This window comes from Acinetobacter sp. SM34, assembly GCF_022012365.1.
In the GTDB taxonomy this organism is placed as follows: Bacteria; Pseudomonadota; Gammaproteobacteria; order Pseudomonadales; family Moraxellaceae; genus Acinetobacter.
Window position 1 is genome coordinate 18,468 of sequence record NZ_JAKLTP010000005.1, and the last position, 15,564, is coordinate 34,031.

14 protein-coding genes and 2 tRNA genes are annotated in these 15,564 nt (G+C 43.4%); 10 read left to right on the top strand and 6 right to left on the bottom strand.

Translation table 11 applies throughout. From position 1 onward, the window contains the following. Window positions 1-70: 70 nt before the first annotated feature. Window positions 71-322: a hypothetical protein gene (locus LZZ98_RS05625; protein ID WP_237787018.1), complete on the bottom strand. Its 252-nt coding sequence runs from the start codon at window positions 320-322 to the stop codon at window positions 71-73. A 441-nt stretch (window positions 323-763) separates the two neighbouring features. On the opposite strand from LZZ98_RS05625, the gene LZZ98_RS05630 reads away from it, so the two are divergent. Beyond that, a complete protein-coding gene (locus tag LZZ98_RS05630; RefSeq protein WP_237787019.1) occupies window positions 764-1,726 on the top strand; it encodes a cation diffusion facilitator family transporter in 963 nt (320 codons plus the stop codon). A 24-nt stretch (window positions 1,727-1,750) separates the two neighbouring features. Here LZZ98_RS05630 and LZZ98_RS05635 read toward each other — a convergent pair whose 3' ends face one another. The 5 genes from LZZ98_RS05635 to LZZ98_RS05655 all read right to left on the bottom strand — a co-directional run bounded on the left by LZZ98_RS05635 (window position 1,751) and on the right by LZZ98_RS05655 (window position 4,442). Continuing rightward, window positions 1,751-2,092: a zinc-ribbon domain-containing protein gene (locus LZZ98_RS05635; protein ID WP_237787020.1), complete on the bottom strand. Its 342-nt coding sequence runs from the start codon at window positions 2,090-2,092 to the stop codon at window positions 1,751-1,753. Window positions 2,093-2,259: 167 nt separating this feature from the next. Beyond that, window positions 2,260-2,335: transfer RNA gene (locus LZZ98_RS05640), tRNA-Glu, on the bottom strand. Between the two features lie 33 nt (window positions 2,336-2,368). Then, a tRNA-Ala gene (locus LZZ98_RS05645) sits at window positions 2,369-2,444 on the bottom strand. Window positions 2,445-2,501: 57 nt separating this feature from the next. Beyond that, complete coding sequence (gene gltX / locus LZZ98_RS05650; protein ID WP_237787021.1) at window positions 2,502-4,010, bottom strand: glutamate--tRNA ligase; 1,509 nt, start codon at window positions 4,008-4,010, stop codon at window positions 2,502-2,504. A gap of 129 nt (window positions 4,011-4,139) precedes the next feature. Continuing rightward, complete coding sequence (locus tag LZZ98_RS05655; protein WP_237787022.1) at window positions 4,140-4,442, bottom strand: hypothetical protein; 303 nt, start codon at window positions 4,440-4,442, stop codon at window positions 4,140-4,142. Window positions 4,443-4,805: 363 nt separating this feature from the next. Between LZZ98_RS05655 and LZZ98_RS05660 the strand changes: the two genes are divergently transcribed. The 9 genes from LZZ98_RS05660 (at window position 4,806) to LZZ98_RS05700 (ending at window position 15,526) form a co-directional block, all read left to right on the top strand. Next, window positions 4,806-5,807, top strand: a complete 1,002-nt coding sequence (locus LZZ98_RS05660) for a sulfate ABC transporter substrate-binding protein (protein WP_269091578.1) — start codon at window positions 4,806-4,808, stop codon at window positions 5,805-5,807. Window positions 5,808-6,055: 248 nt separating this feature from the next. Further along, window positions 6,056-7,075, top strand: a complete 1,020-nt coding sequence (locus tag LZZ98_RS05665) for a sulfate ABC transporter substrate-binding protein (RefSeq protein WP_237787023.1) — start codon at window positions 6,056-6,058, stop codon at window positions 7,073-7,075. A gap of 427 nt (window positions 7,076-7,502) precedes the next feature. Next, entirely contained in the window at window positions 7,503-8,426 is a 924-nt protein-coding gene (gene rsmH / locus LZZ98_RS05670) for a 16S rRNA (cytosine(1402)-N(4))-methyltransferase RsmH (RefSeq protein ID WP_237787024.1), read from the top strand. Then, window positions 8,426-8,758, top strand: coding sequence for a cell division protein FtsL (gene ftsL / locus LZZ98_RS05675; protein WP_237787025.1), 333 nt, complete (start codon window positions 8,426-8,428; stop codon window positions 8,756-8,758). The genes rsmH and ftsL overlap by 1 nt, the downstream gene beginning before the upstream one ends. A gap of 13 nt (window positions 8,759-8,771) precedes the next feature. Continuing rightward, window positions 8,772-10,598, top strand: coding sequence for a penicillin-binding protein PBP3 (gene ftsI, locus LZZ98_RS05680; RefSeq protein WP_237787026.1), 1,827 nt, complete (start codon window positions 8,772-8,774; stop codon window positions 10,596-10,598). A gap of 10 nt (window positions 10,599-10,608) precedes the next feature. Further along, window positions 10,609-12,105: a UDP-N-acetylmuramoyl-L-alanyl-D-glutamate--2,6-diaminopimelate ligase gene (locus tag LZZ98_RS05685; RefSeq protein ID WP_237787027.1), complete on the top strand. Its 1,497-nt coding sequence runs from the start codon at window positions 10,609-10,611 to the stop codon at window positions 12,103-12,105. A gap of 9 nt (window positions 12,106-12,114) precedes the next feature. Continuing rightward, entirely contained in the window at window positions 12,115-13,524 is a 1,410-nt protein-coding gene (locus tag LZZ98_RS05690; protein WP_237787028.1) for a UDP-N-acetylmuramoyl-tripeptide--D-alanyl-D-alanine ligase, read from the top strand. Next, window positions 13,524-14,642: a phospho-N-acetylmuramoyl-pentapeptide-transferase gene (mraY, locus tag LZZ98_RS05695; RefSeq protein ID WP_237787029.1), complete on the top strand. Its 1,119-nt coding sequence runs from the start codon at window positions 13,524-13,526 to the stop codon at window positions 14,640-14,642. The genes LZZ98_RS05690 and mraY overlap by 1 nt, the downstream gene beginning before the upstream one ends. Before the next feature lie 80 nt (window positions 14,643-14,722). Continuing rightward, on the top strand, window positions 14,723-15,526 hold the full coding sequence (locus LZZ98_RS05700) for a putative RNA methyltransferase (protein WP_237787030.1): 804 nt from the start codon (window positions 14,723-14,725) through the stop codon (window positions 15,524-15,526). Window positions 15,527-15,564 lie beyond the last annotated feature (38 nt).

Sequence of the window (15,564 nt, forward strand, 5' to 3'; positions counted from 1 at the left end):
TAAAAAACCAGCCTTCGGGCTGGTTTTTTTTATTAAAATGCACTTTGCGAATAACTATACATTAAAGTCTTTATGGCTTCCGGGTGACCTTGCTTGGCTGCTTTTTTAACCATTCTTGGGCACGAGTGTAATTTTTATCTAAACCTAAGTTACCGTTTAAATAACATAGGCCGAGTTTATACTGGGCGTCACGATGCCCTTTTAATGCTGCACTTAAAAAGTTCCATATTGCATTTCGGTGATCTTGTGTGACGGGATTTTTTTCTGGTGTTGTGTGATTGGCGTGCAGGCTTGCAAAGATTTGATTATGTTCTATTGCCAACTTTTCCTAATATAGACCTTGCGTATATGCTAACTGCACCTCGGAAGGTGGATTTTGCTTTGCGGATATTTTAAGAGTCAAATGGAGGAAGCCAAGCGTACACGATCTGTTTTAATGTATGTATGATCATGTTCAGCTCCTTATCATCAAAATTAAATGATTTTTATCCAATATTATTAATTTATATGCTTTTTTATAATTAAGCACTTTTTATTTGTAATTTGCTTTTTCATTTGAGATCAATTGTGTGTTGGTTTTAATTAAGTTATTAATTTTTTTGAATTTAAAATTTTGAATATGAATTATAACAAATTAATTCCTATATTGAGATTTGGTCTCAGCACTCATGATGCTGAGATAATAATGTAATTTTATAACTTTATAATTCCTTGCTATGCTGACCCAGAAGAAAAGCAAAAATTTATAGAAAAGGGAGTGTGTATGGGTGAACATCATGGGCATGATCACAGCCATGCAATCGTCACAGAGGGCAATGCCAAAAAGCTGACCTTTGCCCTGGCACTCACCAGCACCTTTTTAATTATTGAAGTCATTGCTGGTTTTATCACCCAAAGTTTGGCGCTGCTTTCCGATGCGGCACACATGTTTACCGATGCAGCAGCCTTAGCCATTGCCTTGGTCGCGATCAAAATTGGCAAAATGCCAGCGGATGATAAAAGAACTTTTGGTTACCAGCGTTTTGAAATTCTGGCGGCACTGTTTAATGCCTCGATGCTGTTTGTCGTAGCGATGTATATTCTATTCGAAGCTTATCAACGTTTTAGCCATCCCCCTGAAATCCAGAGTCTGGGCATGCTGGGCGTGGCTGTGATTGGTCTGGTGATTAACCTGATTGCCATGAAAATCCTGTTTTCCAGCTCGGCAGAAAGCCTGAATGTTAAAGGTGCTTATCTGGAAGTTTTAAGCGATGCAGTGGGTTCGATCGGGGTGATTATTGGCGCGGCCGTGATCTATTTCACCGGCTGGATGTGGGTAGATACCCTCATTGCGGTGCTGATTGGTTTTTGGGTATTGCCGAGAACCTGGATTTTACTCAAACAAAGTATCAATATTCTGCTGGAAGGGGTGCCAGAGGAAATTGATATTGAACAGTTGCGTAATGATCTTTTGAGCCTACAGGATGTAGAAAGTATTCATCAGCTGAAAGTTTGGGCTATTACTTCCAAAAATCTCCATCTGACCGTACATCTTTATGCACCACAGGCAGATCATCACGCCTTATATCAGCAAGCTCTGGAGATGTTAAGCCATCAACATGGCATTACAGAAATGACTTTACAGATTGAAGATACCGAATGTATGGCGCATTCACATTGCCATAATGCGAGTGATCCAGTGCAACATTCAGATCATCAGGAAGATTCACATCAGCACCAACATTGAAGCTGATGTGAAATCAAATCTGTTTTAGATTTCCCATTCGTGATTACATTCACGACATTTCCATTTTTTTTGTGACTGCATAAAGCCTTGCATGGAAATTTTAAAATCAGGCAGGTCACGGTAAAACAAGAACCCGGCGATGACGCAGATAATAAAGACCACCACAGTGGCAATTTGTAGGGTAGAGCCTGCGCCATTGCCAAAAATCCACATGGCAATGCTAATTAAAACCAGCAGTAATAAGATGAATACAGCAGGAATAAGAAACACCAGACTTTTAGGAACTACAGGTCGTACTGCAGGGCTACCGGCTTGAGCGACAGGCATAATTTTAGGGCTTTGGCATTTGGGGCAACGGTATTGCATTACAACTCCATAATTTTAATCTATTGCTTATTTTAATCGGAATGACACAGAAAGCAAAAAACAGCGCAAATAAAAGTTTAGATAAAATTGAGGCAATAAAAAACCCAAGTCACAATGCTTGGGTTTTTTATCAGATCACTATAAATATATTATAGTGATCTTGAATATGGCGTCCCTACGGGGATTCGAACCCCGGTTACCGCCGTGAAAGGGCGATGTCCTAGGCCTCTAGACGATAGGGACAATTGAGGCAACACAGGTAAAAACAGCAAACTTTGGTGGAGTCAAGGAGGATCGAACTCCTGACCTCTACAATGCCATTGTAGCGCTCTACCAACTGAGCTATGACCCCAGTTTGTGTGAGCGCAATATTAGGGGTATTGCGCTTACACGTCAACTATAAAATCAATTATGCTTTATCAACTGCATCATTTTTCGGCAATTTTAAGCTTTCATTGAGTTTTTCCCATACTTTTGCTTCTTTTTTACTCGGCCCGCCGACAATTTCAAGTGCATGACGTAAACGTGCGAAAGTTAAATCGGGACCAATGGTCACCATCGATTGCATGACTGGGGTTGAACTGGTTGAACCGGCAATGGCAATAAAGAAGGTGGGCATAAAGTCACGAAGTTTCACTTCCATCTGGTTGGCCAAGTCCATTAAGGTTTGACTCACCGTATCATTATTCCAAGTGAACAAACTTTCCAGACGCCAAATGGCGAACTGCAAGCTTTGACGAATCTGTTCATCAGACAATTTCTTGCTTTCAAACTGCTCTTTGCTGATGCTTGGGAACTGGTTGAAATAGAAACCAGCCCAGTTCACTGCTTCAGAAAGCAGATTAATACGCGGCTGAATGGCAGCGGCAATTTCTTCCAGGGTATTGCGGTCAGATTTCCACGCCAATAAAGTATTTAACAATTCGGCAGGAGAGAGTGCTTTAATCCATTGACCATTCAGCCAGTTGAGTTTTTCCACATCAAAGATTGGGCCACCTAAAGACACACGTTTAATGTCGAAGTGCTCAATCATCTCTGCCAACGTGAATTTTTCACGTTCATCTGGCATTGACCAGCCCATACGGCCTAAATAGTTCAACAATGCTTCCGGTAATACGCCGATGTCCCTGTAGTAATTGATTGAAGTCGGGTTTTTACGTTTAGACAGTTTTGATTTGTCCGGATTACGAAGCAATGGCATATGACCCAGTACCGGCATTTCCCAGCCAAAGTATTGGTAGAGCAACTGATGTTTTGGTGCAGATGGTAACCATTCCTCGCCACGGAAAACGTGAGTGATTTGCATCAGATGGTCATCGACGACATTGGCAAGATGGTAAGTCGGTAAACCATCGGTTTTAAGCAAGACTTGCATGTCGACTTGAGCCCAAGGAATTTCAACTACCCCACGCAGTAAATCATTGACTTTACAAATCCCTTCTTCAGGTACTTTCATACGAATCACGTGGGGCTCACCTGCGGCAAGGCGATGCTGCACTTCCTCTGTCGACAGCTTTAAACCACGACCATCATAACGCGGTGTTTCACCACGTGCCTGTTGTTCAGCACGCATTTGATCCAGTTCTTCTGGTGTTGCGAAGCAGTAAAAAGCATGCCCTTTTTCTACAAGTTCTAACGCATATTGCTTATAAATGCCCATACGTTCAGATTGACGGTAGGGTGCATGTGGACCGCCCACATCCGGACCTTCTGACCAATTTAAGCCTAACCAGCGCAATGAATCTAAAATCATTTTTTCAGATTCAGGAGTTGAGCGCAGTTGATCGGTATCTTCAATACGAAGAATAAATTCACCGCCATGCTGTTTAGCAAAACATAAGTTAAACAAGGCAATATAAGCAGTGCCTACGTGTGGAAAGCCAGTAGGAGAAGGTGCAATACGAGTACGAACAGTCATAACCAATATTTTCAGAATGTGAATGGAAGCTATTATAACGAAAAAGCCCAATCACTTAATGTTAAATTCAACATTGAAATGATCAGGCTAGATGGGAACCACTAAAGGGGCAAGAAGTTCGCTGCTGAATTAAGAGTTGTTTTGTGGGAACAGCGCTTGTACAAAACGGCTGAATTTCTGGTTTTGGGCAGCAAAGAAGCTTTGAGTCGGTGCAACTTTAATTTCGGTCAGAATTTTTAAATCGTTATCGGCACGTAAAGTATTGCCCCCATGCTTTTGCTGTTGCAAGGCTTTTTCAATCAATGAAGATTTTTCAGGGCTTAAAGTCACTTTGGCTTCGCTACTTTTGATTGCCGCTGCATGTCCCAGCTGAGCCATAAACCCTAAACTTAAACTTAAACTTAACGCCTGTATAATTGCTGTATATCGCATTTCCACATCTCCCCTTCTGGTGCTGGAATTTTATATATTGTTTTAATCCTGTGGTGTGACACCATTTAACCACACAAAAAAATACAAAAGTAGAACTAGGTCACACTTTTTTACAAAATGATAAAATACCTATAAAGCTTGGGCACTTTGTATCAAAAAAATATGGAGACAACATGAAGAATGATGAAAAACAACAAGTTTGAGATTTTTTAGGGATGGTTTTAGTGCTAAAAGTGCATTTTAAAGCATTTTTATAGATATCTTTAAAACCGATTTTTAATCAATAAAATATTATAAGTTTATGATTGTTAAAAATATTCTCGATTCATATAGTGTCCTTATTCTTAAAGAAGAGTGTTACACATGAAAAAAATAATCGTCTCTACTTTTTTGGCCTTGCTGGGGAGCATGGGCACACAGAGTTTCGCCGCCAAAGATTTCCTGAATGTCTCTTATGATCCGACCCGTGAATTTTATCAGGAATATAATCAGGCCTTTGGGGCGTATTGGAAACATCGTACCGGACAGGAAATCAATTTCAAGCAATCCCATGGCGGTTCAGGTAAACAGGCACGTTCCGTGATTGATGGTTTGCAGGCTGATGTGGTGACTTTGGCGCTGGCCAACGATATTGATGAAATTGTGAAAGCGGGCCTGATTCATAAAAACTGGCAAAAGCAGTTTCCGAACAATTCTGCACCTTACACCTCGACCGTGGTTTTTTTGGTACGAAAGGGTAATCCTAAAAATATTAAAGACTGGAACGATTTAACCAAACCGGGTGTGGAAATTATTACGCCAAATCCAAAAACCGGTGGCGCACCGCGCTGGATTTACCTGTCGGCTTGGGGCTATGCATTAAAACAGCCGGGTGGTAACGATAGCAAAGCCCGTGAGCTGGTTAAAAAGCTTTATGGCAATGTGAAAGTACTGGATTCCGGTGCACGCGGTTCTTTAACCACTTTTGCTGAGCGTGGTATTGGCGATGTGCTGTTGTCTTGGGAAAATGAAGCCTTATTGGCAACTCAAGGCCTGGGCAAAGACAAATATCAGATTGTCTATCCTTCCATTTCAATTTTGGCTGAGCCATCGGTGGCAATTGTCGATAAAAATGTTGATAAGGATGGTAACCGTAATTTAGCCAAAGGTTATCTCAACTATCTATATTCACCCAAAGGGCAGGATTTGGCAGCACAATATTATTTCCGTCCACGTGATTCAAAAGCGGCCGCGAAATATGCAGCACAATTTCCAAAAATCAAACTGTTTACCATTGGAGATGTGTTTGGTGGCTGGGCTAAGGCACAGAAAACTCATTTTGTGAATGGTGCCATCTTCGACCAGATCTATAGTGAAAAGAATTAATATTCTAAAAATTATCAAGCATTAAAATAGAAAACGGATAACTAGATTATCCGTTTTTTTTATATCTAATCCATAAAAATCTATATATATGAAATAAGTATAATGTTTTCACTATTTTTGTATCTAAAACAGTGAATTAAGTAGAAAAACCTTTTATCTTAATCTGTTATGTCTAAATTGGATGAATTGCGAATTATGACTTTATTTCATATAGTTAGCATTAATGAAGATAATTGATCTGTATTGCAATGAAAACTCAATTTAAAGCGTTACTCAGTGCAGCATTGCTTGCTACGAGCATTGCTTTTACTGCAACTTCTGCTCAGGCGGCAGACCGTGAATTCCTAAATGTCTCTTATGATGCAACACGTGAATTTTATGATGAATTCAACAAGTCTTTTGGTGCTTACTGGAAAGAGCGCACTGGGCGTAGTGTGAATTTCAAGCAATCTCATGGTGGCTCAGGCAAGCAGGCGCGTTCTGTGGTTGATGGCTTAAAAGCTGATGTGGTGACTTTGGCATTAGCAAATGATATTGAAGAAATCGTCAAATCGGGTCAAATCCAGCCGGGCTGGCAAAAAGAATTCCCGCATAACTCTGCACCTTATACTTCAACCATCGTATTTATGGTACGTAAAGGCAATCCCAAGCATATTAAAGACTGGTCTGATTTAACTAAACCGGGCGTGCAAATTATTACCCCGAATCCTAAAACAGGTGGTTTACCACGTTGGGTATACTTATCTGCTTGGGGTTATGCGCTGAAACAACCGGGTGGTAACGATGCCAAAGCTAAAGAGTTTGTGGGCAAGATGTACCACAATGTCAAAGTGATGGACTCGGCTGCTCGTGCTTCAATGACCACCTTTGCAGAACGCGGTATTGGCGATGTGTTATTGACTTGGGAAAATGAAGCCTTGGTCACTCAAAAAAGCCTGGGTAAAAACAAATTTGAAATTGTTTATCCATCCATGTCTATCTTAACTGAACCATCAGTTGCAATCGTGGATAAAAACGTGGAGAAAGATGGTAACAAGTGGTTAGCCAAAGGTTATATCAACTACTTGTACTCACCATTGGGTCAGGAAATGGCGGCAAAATACTACTACCGTCCACGTAATCCGGACGTGCTGGCTAAATATTCTGCTCAATTCCCGAAAATAAAAACGTTTACCATTGATGAAGTATTTGGTGGCTGGGCTAAAGCGCAACAGACCCATTTTGTGAATGGTGCGATTTTCGACCAGATTTACAATAGCAAGCGTTAATTCTGCGTGATCTAAAAAAGCCAATCCGTTGTGATTGGCTTTTTTATTGTGATTTGGGCTCATGATCCATAGATAAATCAAGGCCAGCAGGGCAAGGCAACTGCCCCTGAGCAGTAACGGTAATTTTGACCTAAATAAAGAACAAATCGCTAAGCTAGATCAAAGAAATGAACAGTAGAAAAATTTCTATTTAGCTGCTGATCAATTGATGACTAGAGCGGCAAATTTTAACAAATAATAAATAGAACAATGGAGTTTTTAAAATAATATACCTTCCCAGCAAAGATCGCGCAAAACTTGCTGCAATATCACTAAAAACGGTTTTCTCTATGAAAATTAATATTTCCCTACAAAAAGTCGTTTGGAGCTTTGTTAAAACAAGGTAATAATGTGCAGTTACATTTTTCCTAGTATTGATTGAACCCTTATGTCGCATATTTCTGTATTACTTCACGAAACTGTTGATGCCTTATTGGCAGATCGCAATACAGGAATTTATGTCGATGGCACTTTTGGTCGAGGTGGTCATACCCGTTTATTGCTGTCTAAATTAGATGAAAATGCCCGCGTCTATGCCTTTGATAAAGATCCGCAAGCTTTGGAAACCGCAGCTGTATTAGAACAGGAAGATTCACGTTTTAAAATTATCCATGCCAGCTTTGCCGATTTAAAACAGGAACTGGAAGCTTTGGGCATCGACAAGGTTGATGGGGTAATGGCGGATTTAGGGGTGTCTTCGCCACAGCTTGATCAGGCAGAACGTGGTTTTAGTTTTATGAAAGATGGACCGCTAGATATGCGTATGGATAACTCGCAAGGTCCAACGGCGGCTGAATGGTTAGTCAATATTGAAGAAGAAGCTTTGGCCAATGTGATTTTCAAGTATGGTGAAGAGCGTTATAGCCGCCGTATTGCCAAAGCCATTAAAGCGGCAGGTTATATTGAAACCACCGCTCAACTGGCTGAAATTGTAAAAGTTGCCCATCCGAAATGGGAAAAAAATAAACATGCTGCAACCCGAACTTTTCAGGCTATCCGTATTGCCATTAATAAAGAATTAGATGATATTGAAGCTTTCTTGCCACAGGCTGTGGAAGTTTTAAAATCAGAGGGACGTTTGGCGGTGATCAGTTTCCATTCACTGGAAGACCGTCTAATTAAACAATTTATTCAAAAAGAATCGACTTTAGCGGAAGACACCAGTTGGGGGTTGCCACAAAAACGGGAAGATACCCGTCGTTTAAAGAAAATTTCCCGAGTTCGTGCCAGTGAAGAAGAGGTCAAAGCCAACCCTCGTTCTCGTAGTGCATGGCTTAGAGTTGCAGAACGCTTAGCTTCAAAAGGCGAATAATGAAAACTGAAGTTGTTGAAAAGAAAGCCGGTAAAAAGCCGATGAAAAAAATCATCAGTTATATCGTTTTGCTGCTATTGGTCTTTGTTAGCGCATTGATGGTGGTATTCCAGGTATTTGAATATCGTCATGATTATCGCGAGTTAAGTTCTTTTATGCGGGAAAGGGATGATCTGAATGCAGAGTGGGGGCGTTTGCTGATTGAGCAACAAACCTTTGGTGCAACGGCGCAAATTGGCACGCGTGCGGTAACGCAATTGCGCATGTACTCGCCACCTGCCGCGCAGACGGTTGTAATTTCTTTACCAATGACTCCAGAAGATAAAAAATAAGGCTAGCTGTAATATGGTGGACAAGAGAACAAGTCAGGCAACACGCAAAAAGCAGCAGCCGATTACCGAGAAAAATGCCCTTAGCGTAGATATGTGGCGTTTTTATCTGATGTGGAGTGTGGTTTTACTATGCTTTTTAGCTTTGGTGAGCCGTGCATTCTATGTACAGGTCATCAACAAGGACTTTTTGCAAAACAAGGCCAATGCCAACATTTTAAGAACGGAAAAAGTCAAGGCGATGCGTGGCGTGATCTATGACCGTCATGGCGTGCCCTTGGCCATTAGTACGCCGGTCATGAAAGTGGTGATTGATCCGCGCGACTATTTTGAAACCAAAAAACTGTTTGATGAGATTACGGCTGAGCTGGCTAAAGATCCTCATAACCGCAAACTGAAACGCCAGTTACCCGATAAAAACCTCAATCTGGATGAGCTTGCCGATGCGGTAGGCATTGATCGTGCAGAATTGAAAAAGAAGATGAACGACAAACCTCGTTCACGTTATCTGGTCCTGCAAAAAGAAATTCCACCCCAGCAAGCTGAACTGATCGCAAAACGTGAGTTTCAGGCTGTTTATACCGAGAAAAACTATAAGCGTTACTATCCGCAGCCGCAGCCGAATGCCCAGATTATTGGTTTAACCAATAGTGAAGGGACCGGGATTGAAGGTCTGGAGATGCAGCTGAATAGTGCTTTATCTGGTCATGATGGCGAACAGCAAATTGTGCGCGATAAAAAAGGCAACCGTTTTAAAGATCCTGAAGTTATCAAAGAAGTGGAAGCAGGGGAAAATATCACCTTAAGTATCGATTCGCGCCTGCAATATATTCTGTACCGTGAATTGACCGCTGCCGGTGTGGCCAATAATGCACGTTCTGCCACTGCGATTGCTGTAGATGTCAAAACTGGTGAAATCCTGGCAATGACCAGCTGGCCATCTTATAACCCGAACGATAAGAAAAGTTTAACCAATAAAGATGCCATGCGTAACCGCGGTGCAGTCGATTCATTCGAACCGGGTTCTACCATGAAACCGCTGACTGTGGCGATGGCACTGGAAAGTGGCAAATATACCGCGAACTCTATCGTCAATACATCGCCGGGCAGTATGCGTATTGGTAACCATACCATTCGTGATACCCATAACTATGGCGTACTTACCCTCGGCGGGATTATCCAGAAATCTTCCAACGTTGGTGTGGCAAAAATTGCCTTATCACTGCCTTATGCAACCTTGCCTACATTCTATAAACGTGTGGGGATGGGACAGCGTTCCGCAGTTAAATTCCCGGGTGAAAGTGCGGGTTTGATTTTGCCGCCAAGCAAATGGAATGTATCGGAAGTGGGTACCATGGCCTATGGTTATGGTCTGAATGCGACGGTACTGCAAATTGCCGATGCCTATGCCATGATTGCCAATAAAGGCGTGAAGGTGCCTTTAAGCCTGTATAAACTGGATCAGCCACCGAAGGGTGAGCAAATTGTCGATGCAAAAATTGCCGAACAGGTTTTGTTGATGATGGAAGCGGTGACCTTGCCGGGTGGTACAGCACAGCAGGCCAATATTCCAGGTTATCGTGTGGCGGGTAAGACCGGTACCGCGCATAAATTACGTGCAGACCGTAAAGGCTATTCAGACTCGGAATACCGTGCACTGTTTGCCGGTATGGCACCGGTAAGTGATCCGCGCTTGGCCATGGTCATTGTGGTGGAAAATCCGAAAGGGCAATATTACGGTGGTTTGGTCGCAGCTCCTGTATTTGCACGGGTGATGCAAGAATCATTACGTTTGATGAACGTGCCTTTAGATAAACCTTTAGATACTCCCAAAATCCAGTAACAGGTGATGAATGTCGATTACATTTCAAGATATTTACAGTACTGAGAAAACCGCTGGATGGATAAGCAAGCCATTCGGTGGCTTTAGTTTAGATAGTCGTAAAGTTGAAGCAGGGCAAATTTTTATTGCCCTGACTAGTTTTTCTCAGCCTGAAAAAACGCTGCAGTTTGCACAATCGGCTTTGGCACGTGGTGCCTTGGCGGTGGTGAGTGAAACGGATTTAGGCCTGGAAAACAGTATTGTGGTGCCTACAGTTCGCCAGCTGATGGGACAATGGCAAAAACAGTATTTGCAGGCCAGCCAGCCGGTGCAGGCGGCACAGATTATTGCGGTGACAGGGACCAACGGTAAAACTACCATCTCGCGTTTAATTGCTGAACTGTTGATGTTGCAAGGCAAGAAATGCGCCGTGATGGGAACTACCGGTAACGGTATTTTGCCGAATCTTGAAGCCTCTTCGCATACGACTTTGGATGCTTTGCAGCTGCAAAATGCATTACATGAATATGCGCAGGCCGGTGCTGAATTTGCTGCGATTGAAGCCAGCTCACACGGTCTGGAACAGGGTCGTTTGAATGGCTGCGATATCGAAATTGCGGCGTATAGCAACTTAAGCCGTGATCATCTGGATTATCACGGTACACTTGAAGCCTATGCTGAAGCCAAGTCGCGATTATTCAAATTTTCCAGTTTAAAAGTGGTGATTATCAATATTGATGATGAGCATGCGCATATCATGATTGAGGCGGCACAATCAAATCCGGCCCGACCAAAAATCCTCACTTACTCAATCACTCACAAAGCTGACTATCAAGTTGAAAATATTCAATATAGCTTAAGTGGTGCCTGCTTTACACTGTGCACGGCACAGGGTGAATTTGAAGTGCATAGCCCATTGCTCGGTCACTTCAATGTTGAAAATCTTGTCGCGAGTCTGATTGCTGCAGAGCAGGCAGGCTTTAAGCTGGCGGATTCGATTGCCGTTGCAGCACAACTGAAAGGTGCGCCGGGTCGTATGCAGGTGATCCGTGATGGCGAGCGTCTGTTTGTGGTGGATTATGCACATACGCCAGATGCCTTGATTCAGGTGCTGACCACCTTAAAACGCCATGTAGCGAAAAATTTATGGGCAGTCTTTGGCTGTGGTGGCGACCGTGACCGTGGCAAGCGTCCGCTGATGACCCGGGCTGCCTTGGATCATACCGATGTCGCACTGATCACTTCAGACAATCCGCGCACTGAAAATCCGGAACAGATTTTTGCCGACATGAAAGCGGGAATCGATTTTTCAGCGCATACAGTGCATGAAATTCATGACCGCCGTGAAGCGATTAAATTTGCAGTGAAACAGGCTCAGGCGGGTGACATTGTGGTCATTGCCGGCAAGGGGCATGAAAACTATCAGGAAATTGATGGCGTACGTCATTGGTTTGATGATGTGATCGAAGTGCAGGCAGCTATTGATGCACAACCTCACACTCCAGATTCAGCTTATCCTGCGCAATAGGAAACCATCATGCATACATCGACTACCAGTACAGTGCCTTTAGAACCGTGGACAGCAGCGCAGCTTGCTGAAGCCACCCAGGGTTACTGGTTGAATGAGAAAGTGCCTCAAGGCGAAATCAAACGAATTTTGACAGATTCACGTTATGCCGAACAAGGCGATACATTTCTTGCCCTGAAAGGTGAGCGTTTTGATGCGCACGATTTTGTTGCTCATGTTGCAGCAAATGGCTGTGAAATTGCGATTGTCAGTCATCCGGTCGACGCAGATATTTGTCAACTCGTGGTTGCAGATACGCGTTTGGCTCTTGGTCATTTAGGTGCTTATCGCCGTACGCAGAACTCACAATTGAAAGTGATTGCGCTGACCGGTAGCAGTGGTAAAACCACTACTAAGGAAATGCTAGGCAGTATTTTATCGCGTCTGGCACCGACCCTCATTACCCGCGGTAACCTGAATAACGATTTGGGTGTGCCAATGATGTTGCTCGAGCTGCGTGCCGAACATCAGTTTGCGGTCATGGAACTTGGCGCGAGCCATCAGGGTGAGATTGATTACACTTCAAATCTGGTGCAACCGCATGTCGCCGGGATTATCAACATTGGTACGGCACATTTGGGTGAATTTGGCGGACGCGATGGTATCTGTCGTGCCAAATCGGAAATTTATGCACATATTGCCGCAACAGGAACGTCTATCGTTCCTGCGGCCGATGATTTTGCAGATACGATTCGCCAAGCCGTGAAAACCGAGAAAGTATTGAGTTTTGGGCCCGGTGGAGATGTGTTTGCAACTGACATTGAATTGCATGCACAATCTTCTCGCTTTACGTTAAATACCCCACAAGCTCAGCGCCAGATCAAGCTGCCATTTGCCGGTGAACATAATGTGCAGAATGCCACGGCGGCAGCTGCTTTTGCTCTTGCCATCAGCATTGCTCTGGATGATATTGTGATTGGTCTGGAACAGGCGACGGGTGCCAAAGGTCGTTTGAACTTTATCCATACTGAAAAGCATCTGTTTATTGATGATACTTACAATGCCAATCCGACTTCCATGCGCGCAGCGGCAGAAGTGCTTGCCCAGCAGGAAGGTGTCAAGGTGATGGTGATTGGCGATATTGGTGAATTGGGCACAAGTGCAGCACAGCAACACTATATGCTGGGCCGTGACCTGGTTTCGGTACAGGGCGTTCACTTCGTGGTTGCCGTGGGTGAATTTGCTCCAGCCACCCAAGAAGGGGCGCGCAGTACCCAGTATGGAAAAAAATTGCAGGCCTTTTTGACTCAGGCACAAGCTCTTCCTTTCTTACTTGGTTTAATTGAAACACATCAACCTCAATCCATGAGTTTCCTGTTTAAAGGTTCTCGCTATACCCACATGGAAACATTGATGGCTGATTTGATGGAGAAACTTTAATGCTGTTATGGCTATTTGAACAACTGGCGGGCTATAACAGCTCGTTTCAGGTGGTTCGTTATTTAACATTACGTGCTTTGCTCAGTGTATTAACTGCATTAACCATTGGACTGGTCTTAGGGCCAGTGATGATCCGTAAGCTACAAGCACTCAAATATGGCCAAGCAGTCAGTTCGTTTGCTCCTGAAGGTCATGCCAAAAAAATGGGTACACCCACCATGGGCGGGATTTTGATCCTACTCTCGATTGGGATATCAACCTTGCTTTGGGCCGATTTATCTAATCCTTATGTCTGGATTGTGCTTGGGGTAATGGTGATCTTTGGTGCCGTAGGTTGGGCAGATGACTGGATTAAAGTCCGTTATAAAGACAATGCCGGCTTGCCTGCACGAAAAAAATTCTTCTGGACTTCAGTGGCTTCTCTGGGTGCCGGTATTGCCCTGTATGTGATTGCGACTCAGCAGGTCAATCCTGTGCATACCAGCAACATGCTAGATTTGTTGATTCCGTTCTTTAAAAATCTGTCTATTCCATTCTCGGTTATTCCTTTGGGAATTGGTTTTATTATCTTTACTTATCTGGTGATTAACGGTGCCTCCAATGCGGTCAACCTGACCGATGGTCTGGATGGTCTGGCAATTATGCCAATCGTTCTGGTTGCAGCAGGTTTGGGCGTGTTTGCCTACCTTGCAGGGGATGTTCGTTTTGCTAATTATCTACACATGCCATATGTGAAATATTCATCCGAATTGGTGGTGATCTGCGCTGCAATGATTGGTGCGGGCTTGGCTTTCCTTTGGTATAACGCCCATCCTGCGCAAGTGTTCATGGGTGATGTCGGTGCCTTATCCTTAGGTGCAATGCTAGGTACCATTGCAGTCATGGTTCGTCAGGAAATTGTTTTTGCCATTATGGGTGGTGTTTTTGTGGTAGAAGCCATTTCAGTATTCTTGCAGATCGGTTCACTGCGCATGCGTAACAAGCGGGTATTCCTGATGGCGCCGCTGCATCATCATTATGAGAAAAAAGGCTGGCGTGAAACCCAAGTGGTGATTCGTTTCTGGATTATCACAATTATGCTGGTAGTTTTAGGCTTAATGACCTTAAAATTGCGTTAAGCAAATATTCGAAAGAGCCGGCATTTGCTCCCACATCTGCCGGCTTTTTTATCGCCTGATTTCAGGTACTGGAGAAAAATATGAATCTTCTGATGTGTCCTGTCTGTCATGAAGCATTGAAACTGACCGAAAAAACATGGCACTGTGTGAATAACCACAGTTATGACGTGGCAAAACAAGGCTATGTGAACCTGCATGTGGTGCAGCATAAGCACAGTAAAAATCCGGGTGATACGCCTGAATCGGTACAGGCGCGTCGTGCATTTTTAAGTGCAGGTTTTTATGCACCTTTACAACAGGCCGTGGTTGAAAAAATTCGCGAATTACGCATTGAAAATCTGCTGGATATCGGTTGTGGTGAAGGTTATTACACCAATGCTATGCAGGCGGAAGTGCTGCAATGTGTGGGTGTAGATATTGCCAAAAATGCAGTTCAGGTTGCAGCCAAGCTGAATAAAAATGTGACCTGGGTGGTTGGAACGGGTGCAACATTACCTGTTTTAGATGCATCAATCGACTTGTGTACCAGCTTGTTTAGCCCAATTCCAAAACAGGAGATATTACGGATACTGAAACCGCATGCCTATTTGATGGTGGTTACGCCGGCGAAAGAGCATCTCTATGCCATGCGTGAGGTGCTTTTTGAAGAAGTGAATCCGCATGAACCGCATAAGTTTGTCGCTCAGCTGGAAGATGCTTTTGAGCTGGTAGGGGAGAGTATCGTAGATGCGCCCTTTATCTTGTCACAAGCGGATTTAAAGCATCTGCTTGCCATGACGCCTTATGCCTATAAAGCCAAGCCAGAGCGACGTCAGGCTTTAGAACAGAAAGATCAGTTTGAGTTAAAAGCCCAATTCCAGATTTATTTATTCAAAAAGAAATAAGCCCAATAAAAAAGCCCTCATTCGAGGGCTTTTTAGCA

What these genes read in the sequence shown, in the direction of transcription:
- LZZ98_RS05630 (WP_237787019.1), top strand. Translation starts at nt 764, where the DNA reads ATGGGTGAACATCATGGGCATGATCACAGCCATGCAATCGTCACAGAG.
- LZZ98_RS05635 (WP_237787020.1), bottom strand. Translation starts at nt 2,092, where the DNA reads ATGCAATACCGTTGCCCCAAATGCCAAAGCCCTAAAATTATGCCTGTC.
- gltX (WP_237787021.1), bottom strand. Translation starts at nt 4,010, where the DNA reads ATGACTGTTCGTACTCGTATTGCACCTTCTCCTACTGGCTTTCCACAC.
- LZZ98_RS05655 (WP_237787022.1), bottom strand. Translation starts at nt 4,442, where the DNA reads ATGCGATATACAGCAATTATACAGGCGTTAAGTTTAAGTTTAAGTTTA.
- LZZ98_RS05660 (WP_269091578.1), top strand. Translation starts at nt 4,806, where the DNA reads ATGAAAAAAATAATCGTCTCTACTTTTTTGGCCTTGCTGGGGAGCATG.
- LZZ98_RS05665 (WP_237787023.1), top strand. Translation starts at nt 6,056, where the DNA reads ATGAAAACTCAATTTAAAGCGTTACTCAGTGCAGCATTGCTTGCTACG.
- rsmH (WP_237787024.1), top strand. Translation starts at nt 7,503, where the DNA reads ATGTCGCATATTTCTGTATTACTTCACGAAACTGTTGATGCCTTATTG.
- ftsL (WP_237787025.1), top strand. Translation starts at nt 8,426, where the DNA reads ATGAAAACTGAAGTTGTTGAAAAGAAAGCCGGTAAAAAGCCGATGAAA.
- ftsI (WP_237787026.1), top strand. Translation starts at nt 8,772, where the DNA reads ATGGTGGACAAGAGAACAAGTCAGGCAACACGCAAAAAGCAGCAGCCG.
- LZZ98_RS05685 (WP_237787027.1), top strand. Translation starts at nt 10,609, where the DNA reads ATGTCGATTACATTTCAAGATATTTACAGTACTGAGAAAACCGCTGGA.
- LZZ98_RS05690 (WP_237787028.1), top strand. Translation starts at nt 12,115, where the DNA reads ATGCATACATCGACTACCAGTACAGTGCCTTTAGAACCGTGGACAGCA.
- mraY (WP_237787029.1), top strand. Translation starts at nt 13,524, where the DNA reads ATGCTGTTATGGCTATTTGAACAACTGGCGGGCTATAACAGCTCGTTT.
- LZZ98_RS05700 (WP_237787030.1), top strand. Translation starts at nt 14,723, where the DNA reads ATGAATCTTCTGATGTGTCCTGTCTGTCATGAAGCATTGAAACTGACC.